The organism is Corynebacterium felinum, assembly GCF_030408755.1.
In the GTDB taxonomy this organism is placed as follows: Bacteria; Actinomycetota; Actinomycetes; order Mycobacteriales; family Mycobacteriaceae; genus Corynebacterium; species Corynebacterium felinum.
Genome location: NZ_CP047209.1, coordinates 1446053 through 1464239, shown reverse-complemented (window position 1 = coordinate 1464239; position 18187 = coordinate 1446053). Strand labels below are relative to the sequence as shown.

Annotated in this window: 15 protein-coding genes and 1 tRNA gene; 7 read left to right on the top strand and 9 right to left on the bottom strand. The window is 52.1% G+C overall.

Annotated features, from left to right (window positions below):
- Positions 1-105: 105 nt before the first annotated feature.
- Positions 106-1518 carry a vWA domain-containing protein gene (locus CFELI_RS06315; protein WP_277103370.1) on the top strand — a complete coding sequence of 471 codons (1413 nt, stop codon included), beginning with the start codon at positions 106-108 and terminating at the stop codon, positions 1516-1518.
- Between the two features lie 116 nt (positions 1519-1634).
- Here CFELI_RS06315 and CFELI_RS06310 read toward each other — a convergent pair whose 3' ends face one another.
- The 5 genes from CFELI_RS06310 to secA2 form a co-directional block, all read right to left on the bottom strand.
- A complete protein-coding gene (locus CFELI_RS06310) occupies positions 1635-2180 on the bottom strand; it encodes a MerR family transcriptional regulator (protein ID WP_277103371.1) in 546 nt (181 codons plus the stop codon).
- Between the two features lie 202 nt (positions 2181-2382).
- Positions 2383-3000, bottom strand: a complete 618-nt coding sequence (locus CFELI_RS06305) for a bifunctional nuclease domain-containing protein (RefSeq protein WP_277103372.1) — start codon at positions 2998-3000, stop codon at positions 2383-2385.
- Between the two features lie 5 nt (positions 3001-3005).
- On the bottom strand, positions 3006-3740 hold the full coding sequence (ftsR, locus tag CFELI_RS06300; protein ID WP_277103373.1) for a transcriptional regulator FtsR: 735 nt from the start codon (positions 3738-3740) through the stop codon (positions 3006-3008).
- A 142-nt stretch (positions 3741-3882) separates the two neighbouring features.
- Positions 3883-4305 (bottom strand): oxoglutarate dehydrogenase inhibitor Odhl, encoded by a 423-nt coding sequence (gene odhI / locus CFELI_RS06295; RefSeq protein ID WP_277103374.1) that lies wholly within the window; start codon positions 4303-4305, stop codon positions 3883-3885.
- Positions 4306-4579: 274 nt separating this feature from the next.
- On the bottom strand, positions 4580-6874 hold the full coding sequence (gene secA2, locus CFELI_RS06290; RefSeq protein WP_277103375.1) for an accessory Sec system translocase SecA2: 2295 nt from the start codon (positions 6872-6874) through the stop codon (positions 4580-4582).
- Positions 6875-7174: 300 nt separating this feature from the next.
- Between secA2 and CFELI_RS06285 the strand changes: the two genes are divergently transcribed.
- The 6 genes from CFELI_RS06285 (at position 7175) to CFELI_RS06260 (ending at position 12931) form a co-directional block, all read left to right on the top strand.
- Positions 7175-8365 carry a bifunctional alpha/beta hydrolase/OsmC family protein gene (locus tag CFELI_RS06285; RefSeq protein WP_277103376.1) on the top strand — a complete coding sequence of 397 codons (1191 nt, stop codon included), beginning with the start codon at positions 7175-7177 and terminating at the stop codon, positions 8363-8365.
- Between the two features lie 99 nt (positions 8366-8464).
- Positions 8465-8860: a YchJ family protein gene (locus CFELI_RS06280; RefSeq protein ID WP_277103377.1), complete on the top strand. Its 396-nt coding sequence runs from the start codon at positions 8465-8467 to the stop codon at positions 8858-8860.
- A 9-nt stretch (positions 8861-8869) separates the two neighbouring features.
- Entirely contained in the window at positions 8870-9565 is a 696-nt protein-coding gene (locus CFELI_RS06275; protein ID WP_277103378.1) for a type 1 glutamine amidotransferase, read from the top strand.
- A gap of 51 nt (positions 9566-9616) precedes the next feature.
- Positions 9617-9690 (top strand) — tRNA-Pro (locus CFELI_RS06270).
- Between the two features lie 213 nt (positions 9691-9903).
- Positions 9904-10524 carry a hypothetical protein gene (locus tag CFELI_RS06265; protein ID WP_277103379.1) on the top strand — a complete coding sequence of 207 codons (621 nt, stop codon included), beginning with the start codon at positions 9904-9906 and terminating at the stop codon, positions 10522-10524.
- Between the two features lie 1498 nt (positions 10525-12022).
- On the top strand, positions 12023-12931 hold the full coding sequence (locus CFELI_RS06260; protein WP_277103380.1) for a hypothetical protein: 909 nt from the start codon (positions 12023-12025) through the stop codon (positions 12929-12931).
- 103 nt (positions 12932-13034) lie between these two features.
- On the opposite strand, the gene CFELI_RS06255 is transcribed toward CFELI_RS06260, so the two are convergent.
- From CFELI_RS06255 to CFELI_RS06240, 4 genes are all read right to left on the bottom strand, one after another.
- Complete coding sequence (locus CFELI_RS06255; RefSeq protein WP_277103381.1) at positions 13035-13538, bottom strand: FcoT family thioesterase; 504 nt, start codon at positions 13536-13538, stop codon at positions 13035-13037.
- A gap of 40 nt (positions 13539-13578) precedes the next feature.
- Entirely contained in the window at positions 13579-14448 is an 870-nt protein-coding gene (gene scoE, locus CFELI_RS06250; protein WP_277103382.1) for a (3R)-3-[(carboxymethyl)amino]fatty acid oxygenase/decarboxylase, read from the bottom strand.
- A 389-nt stretch (positions 14449-14837) separates the two neighbouring features.
- Positions 14838-16364: a glycerol kinase GlpK gene (glpK, locus tag CFELI_RS06245; protein WP_277103383.1), complete on the bottom strand. Its 1527-nt coding sequence runs from the start codon at positions 16362-16364 to the stop codon at positions 14838-14840.
- Positions 16364-18088, bottom strand: coding sequence for a glycerol-3-phosphate dehydrogenase/oxidase (locus CFELI_RS06240; protein ID WP_277103384.1), 1725 nt, complete (start codon positions 18086-18088; stop codon positions 16364-16366). The genes glpK and CFELI_RS06240 overlap by 1 nt, the downstream gene beginning before the upstream one ends.
- Positions 18089-18187 lie beyond the last annotated feature (99 nt).

Sequence of the window (18187 nt, the reverse complement as noted above, 5' to 3'; positions counted from 1 at the left end):
ATGTGATAGGTGTGCGTCTGTTTATCGCATAGCATGTTTTTCTGTGTATTCTGCTGTATTGATTGTCACTGTTGGTAGTAGTTGGTGTGAGAGGAGTGCCTGCGCATGGGTCGCCATTCCACGGGTAGGAGCAATTTTCGACTGTCTTTGTGGATCTATGTGTCGTTAGCGTTAGTGTTGGTTGCTGCTGTGGCTACTGTGTTGTGGCTGCGCGCTATTTCTGATACTTCGGAGCAGGTGCAGGCTGGTGAGTGTTTGCAGGGTGATTTGGTTCTTCCTGTTGCTTCTGATGATCCGCTGTCGGCGATGAAGCTTATCGACGCCTACAACTCCTCTGCCCCTGTTGTTCGCGATTTTTGCATCAAGGCGCAGTACACTTTCGATGTGGACAAGGCTGGCGTTTTTGTCACTGCTGCTTCTGATGGTCAGGTGTCGAAGCTGCTGGAGGAGAATAAACGTACGGTGACCTCAGTGGAGTGGCCTACTGTGTTGGAAAAGCAGGTAGGTGTGGCTGCCCGTTCGAAGGTGGATGTGCAGTCTATGCCCGCACCTGTGTATCCGGTGGCTGATAATGCTGTTGCTTCGGCTCTTGTGGCAGCGCATTCTGGGGGTGCAGATGTGGCGCGGATTGTGTCAGTGTTGAAAGATAATGCAACGGTGACTGTGTCTGATTCTGCTGAGCAGTCGCAGCCGATGATTATTGTCACTGAGGATCAAAAGCCGTTGAGTTTTGTGTTCACTCCCATTCCGGATGTCAAGCAGCCGGTGCGTGCGGTGGTGATGAACACCACTGAGGGTGTTTCTGAGGATGTTGTTCGGGCGGGTTCGGATTTTGTTTCGGCTAGTCGGGTTTCAGATGTTCCGGCGTTGAGTGTCGCCGCTGTTGCGGCGAATGAGGCGCTTCATGAGTTTGATAGCACCTTGAGCCATCATGATCATGATGATGCGCATCATCATCCCGAAGGTGTGGAGAATACTCTTTTCCTCTTAGATACTTCGGAGGCTATGGGCGCGGATACTGGTAATGGGGTGTCTTTCCACTCGGCGTTTACCCAGGGCATTTCTCAGGTAGCTAAGGAGATCGGTGCTCAGCACAAGGCGGTTGCTTTGTGGAATTACTCGTCCCCTATTAATCCTGGTGTTGTTCGTGGTTGGCGTACGAATATCAATTTTGATGATGGTACGTTTGGCCAGGGCGCTGCCAGCTATGTGCTTGGTTTTGGTACTGGTGGTCGCCCATTGACCCGTGTGTCTACTCAGGCAGCTGTGGAATATGCGGCTACATATGCCCACGAATCAAAGCAACCGGTTCGCGTTATCTTGGTTACTTCGGGAACGACGGATTCCTCAGATATTCATGTGTTGCGCGATAAGTTGAGCGAGGCTGTTGATTTGCATGTGATTCATGTCGGCCCAGGCCAGAAGGATCAGGAGCTTGCAGATGTGGCGCATGCTTCTGCCGCTGTGAACACTGCCGATGAAGCGGTTCCTGCTTTGCGGAAAGCTGCTGGCTTCTAACGCTTATTCCCCCATGGAGAGTTTTCCATGGGGGATTTTTTCGGACACAAAGAAACCCCTTGGGTTTTCTGAACAGCCAGAGAGGAAAACCTAAGGGGACTTTAGTAGGGCTAGTTTTAGGAGCTACGGCGACGGCGACGGAACTCAGCGAGTTCGTTGATGGGTTCTTCTTCCACAACATCAACGGAAGTAGAAATACGCTCAGAGGGGAACGCAGAAATTGTTCCGGTGAGTTCTTTCATGATTCCAGGAACAGCAATACCGAACACGCCTTGCCCACCACCGAGCAGGTCGATGACCTCTTCGGCGCTGCGGCACTCATATACGGTAGTGCCGTCGGATACGAGAGTGATTTCTGCGAGATCATCGACGCCGAGGTCACGCAGTTTGTCGACTGCTTGGCGGATGTTTTGCAGAGAAATGCCTGTATCCAACAGACCTTTGACAATCTTTAATACAAGAATGTCTTTGAAGGAGTACAGACGCTGGGAGCCGGAGCCACGGGCATTACGAATGCTTGGTTCAACCAATTTGGTCCGAGCCCAGTAATCAAGCTGCCGGTAAGTAATTCCCGCTACTTGGCATGTGATGGGTACGCGGTAACCCGCCTCCTCATCAGGGCCCATATCAAACAGTGATTCTTGCACTGGGCGTTCGGTCATGGTGTTCACTCCTTAGTGCGCTCTCTGGCTTCGCATCAATTACTTTCGCAGCATACAAAAAGTGCTGTGTTATCAATTCTTAGGCAAGAATAGCGAAGCGTCAAGAGGAAAGAATGGCGACACGCCCAAAAAGTTCAACCTCAACTTGAAACTTTTTAGCATTAGTGCAGGGCTAGGCCCTGAACACATGTGGAATTCTCCCCTATCGATCACCGTCGGAGTCGGAATCTTCGTCCGTCATGAAGCCATCGAGGAAGGGGGACTCTCCCAAACCCATCAAGTCTTCTTCGCTCACTCCAAGGCTGGCCATGAGCTGAGTAAAGTCCAAGTCGGCTTGCGGATCTTGGGAGGCAGAGTCGTCGAATCCTGCTTGGGTAGGGTCTTCCCCGAAGTCTAAGCCCAGCCAGATCGACATGTCTGCATCGGAAACAAATACGCTCGCTTGAGCCAAGACATCAGCGCTGGCAAAAACGGGGATACCCCACGCATGAGCAATGGCAATTCCATCGGATACGCGGCAGTCGATTTCTTCGCCGCTATCGGTCACCAAATATGCAATGAAAGACCCTAGGTAATAGTAGGAGATGCGCAGCTCTTTGAATCCTCCACCAAAACGTATGCAGGATTCACTGAAAACATCGAGCAATCGGGGGCGACGTGGGGGTGGCAATTCTTCTCGTGCTATTTGCGCGCGGGCGTCATCAGCACCGATCCAAATGGGAAGAATGCGTTTCTTTTCATTCCAGCGCAACACAATGCAGTGTTGCTCAAGGGTAAAAGCGTTGATGTGGAGGTATTCAACCTCGTGAAACTTCTTCACTAAAATTAGTAACCAATCTGATCGCGGACGGCGTTTTTCACCAAAACCGCATGGAGCGATGCCACATGGGCGGTGATCTGCTGGCTCATTTCTGCTGCTCGCTGCTTCGCGTCGGCGTTCTTGGCGCGCGCAACCGGCACCACTGCTTGCGAAATCAACGATGCTTGACGGTTGGCAGCATTAACCAGTGACTTCAAGTGGCGGAGATCAAAACCGAATTCACCCAGCGACGCTGCGGTGGAGGCCACTCGCACATCATCGACGGTAAAAAAGCCGGAAGCATCTGGTTTGATAATGCCAGCTTTGGCAAGTTCCACCACGAAAGATTCTTCGACACCGGCCTGTAAGGCCACATCACTGTCGGTGAGCCTAGTGATTGCTGGCGCCCGGAATTTTTCAGGGCTGATCATCGGCTGTGCGTCAGCAGTTTTCAGGATTGGCGTGACAGCACCGGAATCCATCGCTTCAAGTTGTTCGCGAATGACCTTCAGCGGCAGGTAGTTGTCTCTTTGGGTTGTCAGAATATAGCGCAGGCGATCAACATCGGCCTGGACAAATCGTCGGTACCCAGAGGAGGTGCGCTGTGGGGTGATGAGACCTTCCGATTCCAAGAACCGGATCTTTGACACGGTCACATCCGGAAATTCGGCATTAAGAATTTCCAAGACAACGCCAATAGACATGGTCTTTTGTGGCTTCGCTGGGCTTTGCTGAATGCGTGCTTTCTGGAGTGCGCTCATGGCTTTCTACAAAGAAACTCTCAAAGGGGGGGATGGACAGGTAAAACTCATCGATAGTGTGCGGAAGAAACCAGCGCCCTCCCGCTCACTCCTTCTTGCCCACAGCACTGCGGGCCAAGAAGGAAGTAGGGGGTGGCGGTGATTAACCTGCGAGGAAAACCAGGCGGAACTTACCGATCTGGATTTCATCGCCGGAGGCAAGAACCTCAGAGTTACGTGGCTCGCGGTTGACGTAAGTTCCGTTGAGGGAGCCAACATCGACAACCTCAAAGGAGCCATCGTTCAAACGGAATTCGGCGTGACGGCGGGAAACGGTGACATCGTCAAGGAAGATGTCGGACTCAGGGTGGCGACCAGCGGTAGTGGTTGGCCGATCCAACAGGAAGCGTGCCCCAGCGTTTGGCCCACGTTTCACAATCAACATGCCTGCACCAGCTGGAGGGGCAATTTCGGAACCGGTGGCGGGCGAAAGGCCAGCGCCGTTTTCCATTTCTTTCAGCAGATCTGCGCGGAAGACCGAAGTCGTCTCGACCTGGATATCCTGAGTACCGTTGTTCTCACTCATCGTGAAACCTCCAAATAAGAAGTTTGGTTCCGCCACCCCCGGTTTTCCAGTGGGAATGTGTGGGAGAGCGTAACCCTCGTGCTTGCTTAGCGAAAAGTGCAGCGTGATGCCTCACCGATTCAACCAATGCTTTACATAATAGCGGTTAACACGCCAATCGGGGTGCTAGATAGTTGAATCTAGCCCATCCACTTGACTTTGCAATAATAACAGGAATCACATGAGTGCAATTCATTAACAGTGACTGCACTAAGTACACCCCAGTTACTGCCGATTATCGGAAGATACTTCCGATCCCCTTGATCACAGAGTTTCCAGAGCCCGAAAGTGGATTATCGCTGACCATATATGTCCACGTTGCCGATGGGCGGGCTAGGCCGTGATCATCAAGGTGCGCCCCTTCGGCGTCGATAAGCACTGTGTTAAAGGTGTCCACTGCTTCAGCCACAGCCTCGTTGGCCAGGTTTTTAAATTCCCGCACTGCAATACGGTGATATTCATCGATAGGCGTCTCACGAGCAATAGCGCGAAGATGGATGGACTCACGCACATCATCCATCAACGCAAGGTGCTCACTCCAACCAAAGTCAAGGTGATACAGCATGATTTCACGCGCTGCCTGCTCAAGCACCGCCGCATCAATGCTGCCTGCAAGCTCTTGGGCACGTTCGGGGCTGCGTTCGGCGAGTTCATTCCACGCTGTCGGGGTGTCGAGCAGCTGACTGCGACGCTCGTCGATGATATCTCGTTGGTCTGCGAGGAGTTTGTTGTACTTCCAGGTTTGAGAGTGGATTTCCAGCAGCTGCCCTTCAGTCACGCGCTGACAGTGCTCAACCCAGTCCTGAATGCGCTTCGAGTCGATCCGACCGTCCGCTTCGGGCCTAGCCGTCACGTCTTCGCCAGCACCGCCAACGGCAATCATGTCATCTTCGAGTGAAACGAAGAAAAGTGACAACCCAGGATCACCTTGACGCCCTGCACGCCCGCGCAGCTGGTTGTCGAGGCGAGCAGTGCGATGGCGAGCAGTTCCGATCACAGCTAATCCCCCGAGTTGCACCACGGCGTCGTGGTCAGATTCGTCCGCGCCACCGAGCTTGATGTCGGTGCCACGACCCGCCATCTGCGTGGAGACGGTGACGCGACCAATATCGCCAGCTTCGGCAATAATTTGCGCTTCTTCGGCGTCGTTTTTCGCGTTGAGTACATTCACCTCAACATCATGTTCGCGCAGTGCAGCTGCGAGTTCTTCTGACTCTGCAACATCCTGAGTGCCGACGAGAACGGGTTGTCCCGTGCTGTGAATGCGGAGAATCTCATCGACAATCGCTGCGTTTTTCTCTGCCATTGTCGCGTAGATGCGGTCAGCTTCATCGAAGCGCCGGAGGGGCTTGTTGCGTTCAATCACCGAGACGCGAAGATCGTAGAAGCTGCGCAGCTGGTCGGTTGCTTCCACTGCGGTGCCGGTCATGCCGCACACTTCGGGGTAGCGTCCCATGAGTGCTTGGAGGGTGATGGTATCGAGGATGCGGCCGCCTTCGGTGACGGCAAGTCCTTCTTTCGCCTCGACTGCTGCTTGGACACCGTCTGGCCAGCGCTGGAGGTCGGCGACGCGCCCTTTGGAGGCGTCGATGAGTGCGACTTTTCCGTCGCGCACGATGTAGTGCACATCTTTAATCAGGAGTGCTTGGGCGTGCAGTGCGAGGTTAACCTGCACGAGGGTGGTTCCTACGTGCTGATCGTCGTAGAGGGAATTGATTCCTAGCGCGCGTTCGAGTTCGTGAGCGCCTTCATCGGTGAGGAAGACGTTGCGGCGCTCGTCGTCGACTGTGTAGTGGGTTTTTTCTTTCAGCCGCCGCACAATTTCAGTAATACGTCCGCTGGGTGCTGCGCCGGGTTCGTTGCCGGCGAGAACGAGTGGGACTAGGGCTTCGTCGACAAGCACACTGTCTGCTTCGTCGACGAGGGCGACGTCAGCGCCGTGCTGCACAGCATCTTCGCGGGAGGTGATTAGCTGGTCGCGCAGAACATCGAATCCGATTTCGTTGACGGGTGCGTAGACAATGTCGCTTCGATACGCTTGTCGACGCTCATCCGGGGTCATCCCTTCCACCACTGCGGCCACACTCAGGCCGAAGAAGGACACGAGTGGGCCCATCCATGCCGCGTCGCGGGCGGCGAGATAATCGTTGACGGTAATGGTATGGACTCGTTTCCCCATCATCCCAAAGCCCGTGCTTGCCATGGCACCCACGAGAGTTTTTCCTTCACCGGTGGCCATTTGAATAACGTCGCCTTCGAGAAGCCGCAGCACTGCTTGGGATTGCACCGGGAATGGGGAAAGCCCTAAAGTGCGCTCGGCTGCGATGGCGAGGATGGCAAGAAATTCGGCGGGGTCGCTCAGATTTCCGCCGTCGCAGAGTTTTCTGGCGCGGGCGCTTAAGGCTGCGTCCTCTAAGTTACTGAGTTCTTCCCTGCGGGCTTCGGATTGGTCGACAATGGCGAGGCTGCGCTTTTGATTGCGCCCTTGTTTGCCACCCATTGCTTTCCAAAACCAGTCAAACGCTGCCACGGCTTTCGTATCCTCCACTTTTAGCCAATAAATAGTGAGCTAGATTGCACACACCCGTTAAGCTTAACCAACATGACACGCATGGGGGTGGGAACTTCCCCTTACTGTGATTTAAGCTGGTGCATACAATGGCTTGCACTTCCTCTGGGTTGTGCACCATCTTTCTATACAAACATCGAACATTTTCCTTTCTATTCCCGCCTTTTCTGGTGTTGTGTGGGGAAAATGTTTGGTTATTGTGTTGCAGTTTGTGCCCACAATCTTCATTGTCGTTTTTTAAGGGAAGGAAACGCCACCACCGTGCATTCCATCAGTGTGAAGCTACCTAGTTCCAAGGGTCATGTCATGGCTGGAACTCTCGATATGCCAGACACGGAGCCAGTGGCATTTGCGATGTTTGCGCATTGCTTTACGGGGTCTCGTTTCACTCCTGCGGCAGCTCGTGTGAGTAAAACGTTGGCTGAGAAGGGCATTGCTTGTTTGCGTTTTGATTTCCCTGGGCTTGGTCAGTCTGGCGGAAATTTCCACGAGACTTCTTTTTCAGAAAACGTCTTAGATATTGTGGCTGCGAATGAGTGGTTGAAGGAGAATTATTCTGCCCCGCAGTTGCTTATTGGGCATTCGCTTGGTGGTGCGGCTTCGTTGAAGGCTGCGACGATGATCAAGAATTTACGTGCGGTTGCTACCATCGGCGCTCCTTTTGATCCTGCGCATGCTGTGTTGCACTTTGCTGATCGGATTAGTGAAGTGGATGAAACTGGTGCTGTAACGCTGACCTTGGGTGGCCGTGATATCACGATTTCGCGTGAGTTCTTGGAGGATTTGGCTGAGACTAATCCTGAGGCATATTTGCCAACCTTGCGTAAGCCTTTGTTGATCTTGCACTCCCCGATTGATCAAACCGTGGGCGTGGATAATGCTCAGAATATCTTCCTGATGACTCGCTACCCGAAGTCGTTGGTGGCATTAGACAAGGTTGATCACTTGTGCACGAAAGCCGGGGCTGCGCAGTTAGCTGCGGAGATTATTCACACGTGGGTGCAGCAGCACATCATTCCTGAGAATGCAGCGTTGACTGAAGAGGCAATTCCCGAGGGTGTTGCGATGTCGCGTTCGACGAAGGCTGGTGCGTTTACTGATGTGATTCAGACGGGAACGCACACGATTTCTACGGATCGTGAGAAGTCGCTGGGCGGTAAGAATCTTGGCTTGAGCCCGACGTCGTTGATTGTCTCGGCGTTGGCTGCGGCAACCAGCCAGGCGATTCGTGCGGCGGCGAAGGAGTCGCGGATTCGTTCCTTGGATGATGTTCGGGTGACAGTGTCGCGGATCGTATCGGCTAATTCGCAGGTGCATTTGCGTCGTGAGATTAGCCTGATCGGTGATCTTCATGATGAGCAGCGCCAGGAGCTTTTTGCTGCCGCAAGTAATAATGATGTTCAGGCGATGTTGGCTGGGACTGTCATTATTGAAGATTTGATGACCAGCTAACGTTAGTGTTTTCCTTCCTCCCCCCCTTCGTTTCCAGGAGCGTGTGTTCAGCGTTGCCTGTCAGCGGAGGGGGTTTATATTTGTCCGAAAGGGTGTGTGATGGTGGTGTCGCGTCTTTCTTCTGATCGTTGTCCGTGCGGTTCGGGGATGGTTTTTGGTTCGTGTTGTGAGCCTATTATTCGGCGGGTGAAGAATGCGCCGACTGCGCAGGCGTTGATGCGTTCGCGTTTTAGTGCGTTTTGCGTGGGCGATTGTGATTATTTGCTGTATTCGTGGGCCCCGGAGACAGCCCCTGTTGATCTTGAGTTGGATGAGGATTTGCGGTGGGAGCGTTTAGAGATTTTGTCGACGGATGAGGGTGGGTTGTTTGACCAGTCGGGCACTGTGACCTTTGTTGCGCACTATCGCGCACGTGGGTCGGCAGGTTTTCAGCGTGAGTGTTCATCTTTCCGCCGCCACGAGGGGCGCTGGGTGTATGTCGATGGTGAGCTTTAAGATATTTTCATGATCACTATTATGCAGCTTGATCCGTGGGTAGGCCCGGATCGTATTTCTTCGTGGCTGAGCGATGTTCCCACGCAGCTTGTCGATCTTTCGCATGCCGACGTGCCGTCGCTAAGCGCGCTGGGCGATGGTTTGATTGTGCTTGGGGGTCGTCACAATGCGCTGGATGAGGTCGCTGCACCGTGGCTGGGGGCATTGAAACAGTTGCTTATCGACGCCCGCACAGCTGAGTTGCCAACGCTGGGGATTTGTTTGGGGCATCAGGTTGCCGCCGTGGCTTTCGGGGGCGAAGTGGAACTAGGAACAGCACATGAGGAGGGCCCCTTTGCTGTGACGAAAACTGCGGCTGGGCGCACCGACCCACTTTTCGAAGCACTGCCCGATGTCTTCCTCACCGCACAGTCCCATTATGACTGTGTGTGCACTCTCCCACCGGGGGCGACTGCCCTTGCGTCTTCCAAGCTGTGTGCGATTCAGGCTTTCCGCTCGGGTTCATTTGTTGGGGTGCAGTTTCACCCTGAAGCATCACCTGACACGATGGCTCGGTGGGCGATGGGCGAGCGCGAATCCTCTGGGGCCGAGTGCGTGCTAGAAGGTGAACGCATGCGCGATTTAATGGTGCCACGAGACGAGGAAATTGCCCTGTACGGCCGCACCATAGTTCGGGCTTTTGCGCAGGTCATTGCCATGAATTGACACTAATAGTCCCCTGTAGTGTACATTATAGGAGTTGCCACAAGGCAGCAGCGGACTGTGGCGCAGCTTGGTAGCGCACTTGACTGGGGGTTAAGGGGTCGCAGGTTCAAATCCTGTCAGTCCGACATTTTCACCCGCTTCACACTTCTACAGAGTGAAGCGGGTTTTGTTATCAACACTACGGCCACGCAATTTGGCCACATTCTCGCGTTTTCCCATTTTCTATTGGTTCCCTTTTGCAAATACGTAAGAAACCGCTAATATTATCACCGCATAATATTTGCACTTTGACTGGTTTCTTTACGTCAAATACTTGTCTTTCAGAAAGGAATTTTTCAGTGTTGAAGCGTTTTAGTTCAGCCCTCATCGCTGGATTGCTCACAGTAGTTATCGTCACCCCCGCTCAGGCGCAGAACAATCGTTTGGTTGCGGCAGACTGCCAAGCCGTTGACGTACCTGTCTCGATTTCTGTCACCCGTAACGGGCAAACACTTGACCCTCAAGCACCAGTCCAAGAAAATGACGAGCTCACCTACACTTTTAAGATTAAGAATAATGGTGAGCCAGATAGCACCAACGAAACTGGTCCAATTTTCATTGATAGATTTCGAGTTGATGGCGTCGACGATCAGGCAAGTTTCGATAAAATCACATGGCCTAACCCTGCTAAAGAGTTCGTTATCAACATAGGTGAAACTGCTACTGCGATTTTCCCTGGATACAAGGTGACCGCCATGGAAGTAAGCAAAGGTAAGGTAACGCGCACCTTTGAAATTCCGGTATCCACTACCAACGGCAACTCAAATACCTGCTCTGTTTTGCTTGAAACTTCCCACACCCTACCGCGCCCTGCACAAAGCAGCAACGGCCCACTGATTGGAGGCATCGTTGCAGCTATCGCGGCAGTGCTTGCCGTTGTGGGTGGAGTTGTGGCGTGGTTCGCCCGGCTGATCCGTTAGCACCGAAACCCCATGTGAAACTGCGTAAAAATAGGTGCAGCCTCATCCATAGTGCTAGGCGCATGTTTCCGCATTGTAGTTCCAGTGATTAGGCACTGATCCTAGTTGGCCAGCTAGGATCAGTGCCTAAGTTTGTTTTTACTTGAGGTAAGTGCAGTTTTTACATGTGCCATGCTCATTAGTAGTTTCACTGTTAGGACGGGGCGTACGGAAGTTTGAAGTCGTTAACATAGCTGACTTCCTTGTAAATGCCACCTATGCGCAGAAAAACCTGTGCCGGACACAATATTCAACAAATGAGGGAGTCAACAGCCGAATTAGCATTTTGCGATTGTCAGATGCGGGTTTTTGGTACCGGTATTCCAGTAAGTAGGTACCGGAAGATTCCGGATATGGGGTACTGGGCCTGGGAGTGTGGCAAGAGCCAGTGATATTAGTTTCGTTAACCGCTACCGAACCTGTTGACAAGAGAGCCTGCGCCACAATGTATCTGGATAACGCTTTAAACCAGTATGTGCCCTTAAATTCATGATCTTCCTAGCGTTAGCCATAACAGCAAACTCTGTCGAAATCTCAGCTGACACAGTGCTACAAAAACTACGAAACTACGAACTCCAACAATGAAGAAAACACCCCAGTACCAACTATCCAGAAGCCCAGTACCAACTACGCGGACTCTCGGTACCAACTACCCCGAATCGACAGCGATCAATCATCTATAAATTGATAGGCTATCTTTTCCATGAGTTCGTTCCCCTTGTGGATATCAACCAGTCCCACCAACCTTGACCCCTCCTTACCCGGCATAACCAACGGTAACTTTAACTTTCTTTTCGGTGAAATTTCCTCGTGCCTTCTCTTGGTGGAAGGCTCATTGAAAATCAATTCATTGCAGCACAGACAATCACAACAAGCACAAGCCTTTTTTCATCACAGAGTCCTTTACCCTAAGCCACCCCGACTCTTGCCACAAACACCCCCGCCCAACACTGCACACCCCAACCGCAACAAAGCCGGATAACAATGCCCAAATGGTCGTTAAATAATTTTAATCAATTATTCCTATCCATAATTACAGCAAAACCTCACCAATCATTTGTAGTTGACACGCGATACGCATGGCCCGAATTATCGCGAGAAAAACTAGGTTAGTTTCACAGATAAAAAGACAAAATTTTGGCGAGATGGTATAAATTTTTACTGAAACTTTGAAGTTTATCCATAATTTTACACAATTGTTTCCAAATCGTTATCATTGGAAACCCGCAGGACAGTCCGAAAATTTCCCGATCTTAGACCTGAATGTTTAACATTCACCTATTGGTAGCCACGAAATTTGACGTTAAAATTGGAATTGTCCGAGATTGCAAGGCGGGATTTCCTGCACCGAGTTTTTTAGGATTTAGAAAAAGTGAAGCCAGTCACTTTATCTAGACTCAAACTCTGTTATAGATCCCCCGCTTTTGATCTTTCCCGATTCCGAAAGGAAGTGCTGTATATGAAGAAACTCACCAGTGGCCTCGTGGCAGGTTCGGTGGCAATTGCGTTGGCAACAGTGCCAGCACATGCACAAGATTCGTTCACTGTGAACGTCAATGTGTCCGGCAACCACTGCTACTACTCCGCTCCTGGGGTAGGCAATAACGTGATTTCTGCACACGTAGCCAAGCGCACCCAAGCCGGCAAGGAAGCACTCAACACGCTGTCAAACATCCTTCAAATTCCAGTAGCTGCGTTCGATCATGACAAGACTACTGAAGCTGCTTTGATGGCAAAGGGTGTTGCCCCTTACGAGGCCGACAAGCTTGCTGACGTGATTGATGATGTATTCGAAGACACCCACCGTGGCTTCGACTACGCATGGGGTGATGGAAACGCCTACATCGCATCCGTGGGCGATGATGATCTGCGTGAATCCATCGGTGAAGCAAACCGAGAACTGATGGAGATCCAGCGCGACCGCAATGCTGCGGCCGGTGTTAAGGATGCTGCTCTTCGTGATGCCCTGGTACGTTTGATCGACGTACATGACGAGTCAACCGGCCCGATGACCGTTGCTCGCCAGAAGTGTGTCAGTGGCCAAGGCAACCAGCCAACTCCACCTGCACCTCCTACACCACCAGCGCCACCAACACAGGCTCCGACTCAGACTCCGAAGCCAACTACCCAGGTACCTACCCCACCAACCACCCAGACTCCGGCGCCAAAGCCCACGACTACCGCGCCGAAGCCTACCACCACGGCTCCAAAGCCAACTACCCAGGTACCCACCCCACCAACTCAGAGCCCGAAGCCACCAACGGGACCTGATTTCCGCTCCATCAAGGACTTCTTCAAGAGTTTCGTTTCTTGGTTGACCGGTACCATCTCCAAGTTCATTGAAAAGCTGTTCGGGTTCGATTTCTAAAGAAAATCCACCCCGAGGATTCCTTCGATGAGCAAAACCGCCCGTGGAAAAGTTTTTCCACGGGCGGTTGTCTGCGTCTGAAAGCGAAAACGAGTTCCTGGCTTTAAGTTGTTGCAGGAATATTTGTTAAAGCAAGTAGCACTTTTCCGCGGGCACGACCACCGGTAGCATCGCTAAATTCAACGGAGGTATGCAGTTTGACGATCCCACGCTCACGACGAGAAAAATCCACTTCGTCGATAACAAATTTCCCAGAGAAATTCCGCGCGTTGATCGGGCGAGTGTAACGTGAATCCAACTGCTGAATCAACACATGTGGTAGCTGGCGCTCCCAAAAATCCTCCATGCTCCAGTTCTCAAAAGGGTGTGCCTTGTGAAAAACCCCAGCGCACAAGCTCATATACATCAGCTGGTTGTAACACATAACAAACTCAGCGGCATTAAAATGCCCCGTATCGTCAATGTAGCAGGACTCAGCAATGCTGAACTGTCCTTGGGATTCCATCGTGGCCGTATCGATCTCACAGCTTCTCAGGTAAATCGCCCCTTTAGAACGGTAAGGGTCGAGGCAGCGGTGAAACAGGGGGTTGGAATCGTCGAAAAGCATGCGGCTCCTTGTGCTGGCAGACAGTAAAAATACGAGAAAACTAGTGGGCGCTCAACGGCAAGCCATCAACAACGGTCACACGATGTGACACTGCTGGGCCGTCGTGAGTCACGTGCAATGCACGGTGCGACAATGCACGGTTATCCCAAATCACGATCTCACCCGGCTCATAGGGGTGGCGTTGAATGTTCGGATGCTCAAACTCCGGATCAAGCATGCCAATTTCTTCCAACAATTCCTGCACCAAACCTGGTTGATCAACGATCTGATTGGTGAAACCTTCAGAAATATACAAAATTTCCTCACCAGTCACAGGGTGCGTGATCACCGTAGGGTGCACAGATGCTGGGCTTTTTGCCTCAACCTCATCAATAATTTCACCCAGCGGACGATACACATCTTCAGGGCGAATCTTGAAGAAACGACGCACGCTGTGCTCCGCATGCGTGCCCCTAGCCTTCATCTTCAACTGCTCAGGCAGACGCTCAAATGCTTGAGCCATATCGATGAAGAAAGTTCCGCGGTTTCCCTCTGGGAGAATCTTCGGCGCGAAAATCGTGAACGCAAAAGGCTCTGGCTTGAACTGGTAGTCAGAATGCCAAAATTTACCAGTCCGTGGCACGCCCAGCTGCTTACCATCCTGAGTGATGTTGGAGGAAACAAAAATCTCGTGATGATCTGGGTGGTGGTACATCGGCTCGTAGTATGGAACCACCGTTCCCATCTGAGTACCGAGATGGACAAAATCGCCCGGGTCAATGTCATGCTGATCTTTCAAAACAATCAGACGGTGGTCATAGACTGCCTGCTTCATAGCCCGGTAGTCGTCCTCAGTTGCGGTTTTCGGGTCAAAACCCCGGATAATCACGCCAAGTTCGCCGTTTTCGGGATACGTAAATTCGAGTGCCATACACACCTTTTCTGGTTGTCGTGGAAGAGCCATTGATGAACACCGCTAACACTACGCCTATATTTACAAGAAAAAACTCCACAAAGGGCGGGAACTCTCACCGCAATCCGCACGACAACAGAGAATAGTCAACCAATTAAATCTCCTCAAGCAGCAATTTAGAATCACTCACGATTCTTTTTCTTGCTCACGGGAACTTTCCCACTCCCCCGTTTGTGGGTACCAATTGAGGGGTAACCTGCTCATCTGCTAGGCAACCGTTGTGAGTACACAGTTGAACAAGTGAGAGAATGCCTTGGACAAGCCTTCGTTGATTGTGTTCACTGCAAACGGCCACAACGACAACCTTTGGGCCCTATGCAGCGCACACCGAATCTCACAGCTGGGAGCTATTCTTCCCAATTCAGAGTACGTTCGACCGCCTTGTTCCACTCCGCAAACAGCTTGTCGACGTCGTCAGCAGGCATCTTCGGATCCCACGTTGCATCCACCGCGCTTTGCGCATGTAGCTCATCGAGCGACTCGAAAAAGCCCACGCCCAACCCTGCTGCAAAAGCCGCGCCTAAAGCCGTAGTTTCAATATTGCGTGGCCGTGCTACTTGGGCACCCAAAATATCCGCCTGGAACTGCATCAATAGCTCATTTTTCACCATTCCCCCATCCACTTTGAGAGTAGTGACAGGAACCTGCGAATCCGCGACCATTGCATCAACAACTTCACGAGTCTGATAAGCAGTAGCTTCCAGCACCGCACGGGCAATATGGTGTTTGTTCGCAAACCTTGTCAACCCCACAATCACGCCGCGGGCATCGGCACGCCAACGGGGCGCAAACAGGCCAGAGAAAGCAGGAACAATATACACTCCACCATTATCAGGCACCTGAGCTGCAGTTTCCTCAATTTCGTGCGCACTGTTAATCAGGCCTAGGTTATCGCGCAGCCATTGCACCAAAGCGCCACCCATAGACACAGAACCTTCCAGCGCATACACCGGCTTTTGATTCTCAATCTGATAGCAGACTGTTGTAATCAAACCATTGGCGCTCGACTTCGGCTCTTTGCCTGTATTGAGCAGCAAGAACAGTCCAGTGCCATAGGTATTCTTCGCATCACCTGGTGAAAAGCACGCCTGCCCAAACATGGCGGACTGCTGATCACCCAGTATTCCGGCAATCGGAACCCCACCAATGGTGCCCCGCTGGCGGACTGTACCAAAATGAGACACGCTCGGCTTGATCTCAGGCAGCATCGATTCCGGAATTCCCATTTCGGCGCAAATCTTCAAGTCCCATTGCAGCGTTTTTAAATCCATGAGTAAAGTACGCGAAGCATTGGTCACATCTGTGGCGTGTACCGCGGGCTGATCTTCATCCCCCTCAGCACCGCCTGTGAGATTCCACAGGATCCACGAATCAATTGTGCCAAACAGGAGCTCACCACGTTCAGCTTTCTCCCGCGCTTGGTCAACATTATCTAAAATCCACCGGATCTTAGGGCCTGCGGGATAGGAATTGAGTAAAAGACCCGTTTGTTCCCGCCACCGATCAATGCCATGACCGGCCGCTAGTTCTTCGCATATCGAACTGGTACGAGTATCTTGCCACACAATGGCGTTATACACCGGCTGGCCTGTGTTTTTATCCCACACCACAGTGGTTTCCCTCTGATTGGTAATGCCCACCGCGGCGATGCTCTCCCGCGGAATGTTAGCCTCGGCAAGAGCGGTAGCTACACAACGACGAACATTGTCCCAAATCTCATTGGGGTCGTGTTCAACCCAGCCTTTTTGCGGAAAAATTTGTTCGTGCTCATACTGTCCTACACCAACCACGGCTGCGTTTTCGTCGTAAATCACGCACCGTGTTGAGGTGGTTCCTTGGTCAATGGCAGCAATAAAGTGTGGGGAAGTTTGCATTAGCGGTCCTGTGAACGGTCAATGTGGGAACGTGCCTCAGGGGCAGTGATCACAATCTTATTCGCTGCTGCATCAGTCAGCTCCTTTTCCGCTTGCTTCGCGGCAGTAACAGCTTGGATATAGCGATCGATTTCTGCAGCGCTTGTCGACTCATCCCAACCAAGAAGTGGCGCCACAATATCGACAACTGCCTGTGCACTATCGACACCACGGTGGTCATATTCCATGGAAACGCGGAGTCGGCGCTGCACAATATCATCTAAGTGCAAAGCACCTTCGTGTGTCACTGCATACCTCACTTCGGCACGCAGATAGTGTTCGGCACCGTCAAGTGGTTCAAGGAGTTCAGGGCAATCTTCCGCTGGGGCTAAAACTTCATGGATAAGCGATCCGTAGCGGGAAAGCAAATGCTCCACCTGGGTTTCGGTGATTGTGAAACGCCGCGCAAGCTGTGGAATTTGATTCGCCAGTGCATGATAGCCGTCGGCGCCAAGAATCGGGGTGGAATCAGTCACCGATTCAGCCACTGTGCCAGGAATTTCCTGAGCAGCCATGTCCACAGCATCTTTACCGATAACACGGTAGGTGGTGTATTTGCCCCCGGCAACGGAGATCATTCCAGGTGCGACGCGGGCTACGGCATGGTTGCGTGACAAGTTGGTGGTCGAGTCTGATTTTCCACTCAGTAGTGGGCGCAGGCCCGCATAAACTCCCACGATGTCATCTGTGGTGATCTTTCGTCGCACCTTGGCGTTTACATGGTTGAGGATATAGTCGATATCTTCGCGCGTGGTTGCAGGATGAGCCAAGTTCTTATCCCATGGGGTGTCGGTCGTACCAATGATCCAGTATTGGCCCCACGGAATGACGAAGAGGACAGATTTTTCGGTGACAAAGCACAATGCAGCATCCGCATCAAGGCAGGATTTCGGAACTACAATGTGCACGCCTTTCGAGGTGGATACGGAGAATTTTCCTTCCACTCCTGCTAGTTTTTGCAGTTCATCGTTCCATGGGCCGGTGGCATTGATAACGGTGCGTGCCGTGATTGTGGTGGTTTCACCGCTATCAGTATCGGCTACTTTTACTCCCGTGATTGCACCATTTGTTTTATCAAAACCTACGACTTGAGTGGAGGGCCGAATCACTGCGCCGAATTCTGCTGCGGTTCGCAGAACCATGAGGGTGTGGCGGGCATCGTCGACGAGTGTATCGTAGTAGCGCACGCCGCCGACAAGGGCGTCTTCTTTCAAGCCCGGGGCGATTGCCTTCGTGGCCTTGTGGCTGAGGTGTTTTTGCATGGGCACAGTTTTTGCCCCGCCCATGAGGTCATAGAGCAGGAATCCGGCTGCCATGTAGGGGCGTTCCCACACGCGGCGTGTGAGCGGGAATATAAAGCGTAAAGGCTTGACTAGGTGGGGTGCCAGTGTTGACATTGAGAGTTCGCGCTCACGCAATGATTCGGCGACAAGCTTGAAATCAAGCATTGCAAGATAGCGCAATCCACCGTGGAACATTTTGGAGGATCGTGATGAAGTTCCGGACGCAAAGTCGCGTGCTTCAACAACCGCAACTTTCAGCCCTCGGGTGGCTGCATCAAGTGCAGCACCGGCACCGACAGACCCACCCCCGATAATGACCAGATCAAATTCTTCTGTTTGGAATTTCTTCCAAGCAGTATCGAAGGATTGTTGATTCAACGCTTGGGTCGAGGTCGTTGCCACGATTACACTCCTTGCAGAAGAGGAAATAGACACGAAGAAAAGCCACGCGAACACTTCTAGTCCGTACTCTGGTGTCGTGCGAAGGAAAAGACGACTCGA

Excerpts from the sequence above, each read along its gene's own strand:
- CFELI_RS06315 (WP_277103370.1), top strand. The coding sequence starts at position 106 with ATGGGTCGCCATTCCACGGGTAGGAGCAATTTTCGACTGTCTTTGTGG.
- CFELI_RS06310 (WP_277103371.1), bottom strand. The coding sequence starts at position 2,180 with ATGACCGAACGCCCAGTGCAAGAATCACTGTTTGATATGGGCCCTGAT.
- ftsR (WP_277103373.1), bottom strand. The coding sequence starts at position 3,740 with ATGAGCGCACTCCAGAAAGCACGCATTCAGCAAAGCCCAGCGAAGCCA.
- odhI (WP_277103374.1), bottom strand. The coding sequence starts at position 4,305 with ATGAGTGAGAACAACGGTACTCAGGATATCCAGGTCGAGACGACTTCG.
- CFELI_RS06280 (WP_277103377.1), top strand. The coding sequence starts at position 8,465 with ATGGTGGTGTCGCGTCTTTCTTCTGATCGTTGTCCGTGCGGTTCGGGG.
- CFELI_RS06275 (WP_277103378.1), top strand. The coding sequence starts at position 8,870 with ATGATCACTATTATGCAGCTTGATCCGTGGGTAGGCCCGGATCGTATT.
- CFELI_RS06260 (WP_277103380.1), top strand. The coding sequence starts at position 12,023 with ATGAAGAAACTCACCAGTGGCCTCGTGGCAGGTTCGGTGGCAATTGCG.
- CFELI_RS06255 (WP_277103381.1), bottom strand. The coding sequence starts at position 13,538 with ATGCTTTTCGACGATTCCAACCCCCTGTTTCACCGCTGCCTCGACCCT.
- scoE (WP_277103382.1), bottom strand. The coding sequence starts at position 14,448 with ATGGCACTCGAATTTACGTATCCCGAAAACGGCGAACTTGGCGTGATT.
- glpK (WP_277103383.1), bottom strand. The coding sequence starts at position 16,364 with ATGCAAACTTCCCCACACTTTATTGCTGCCATTGACCAAGGAACCACC.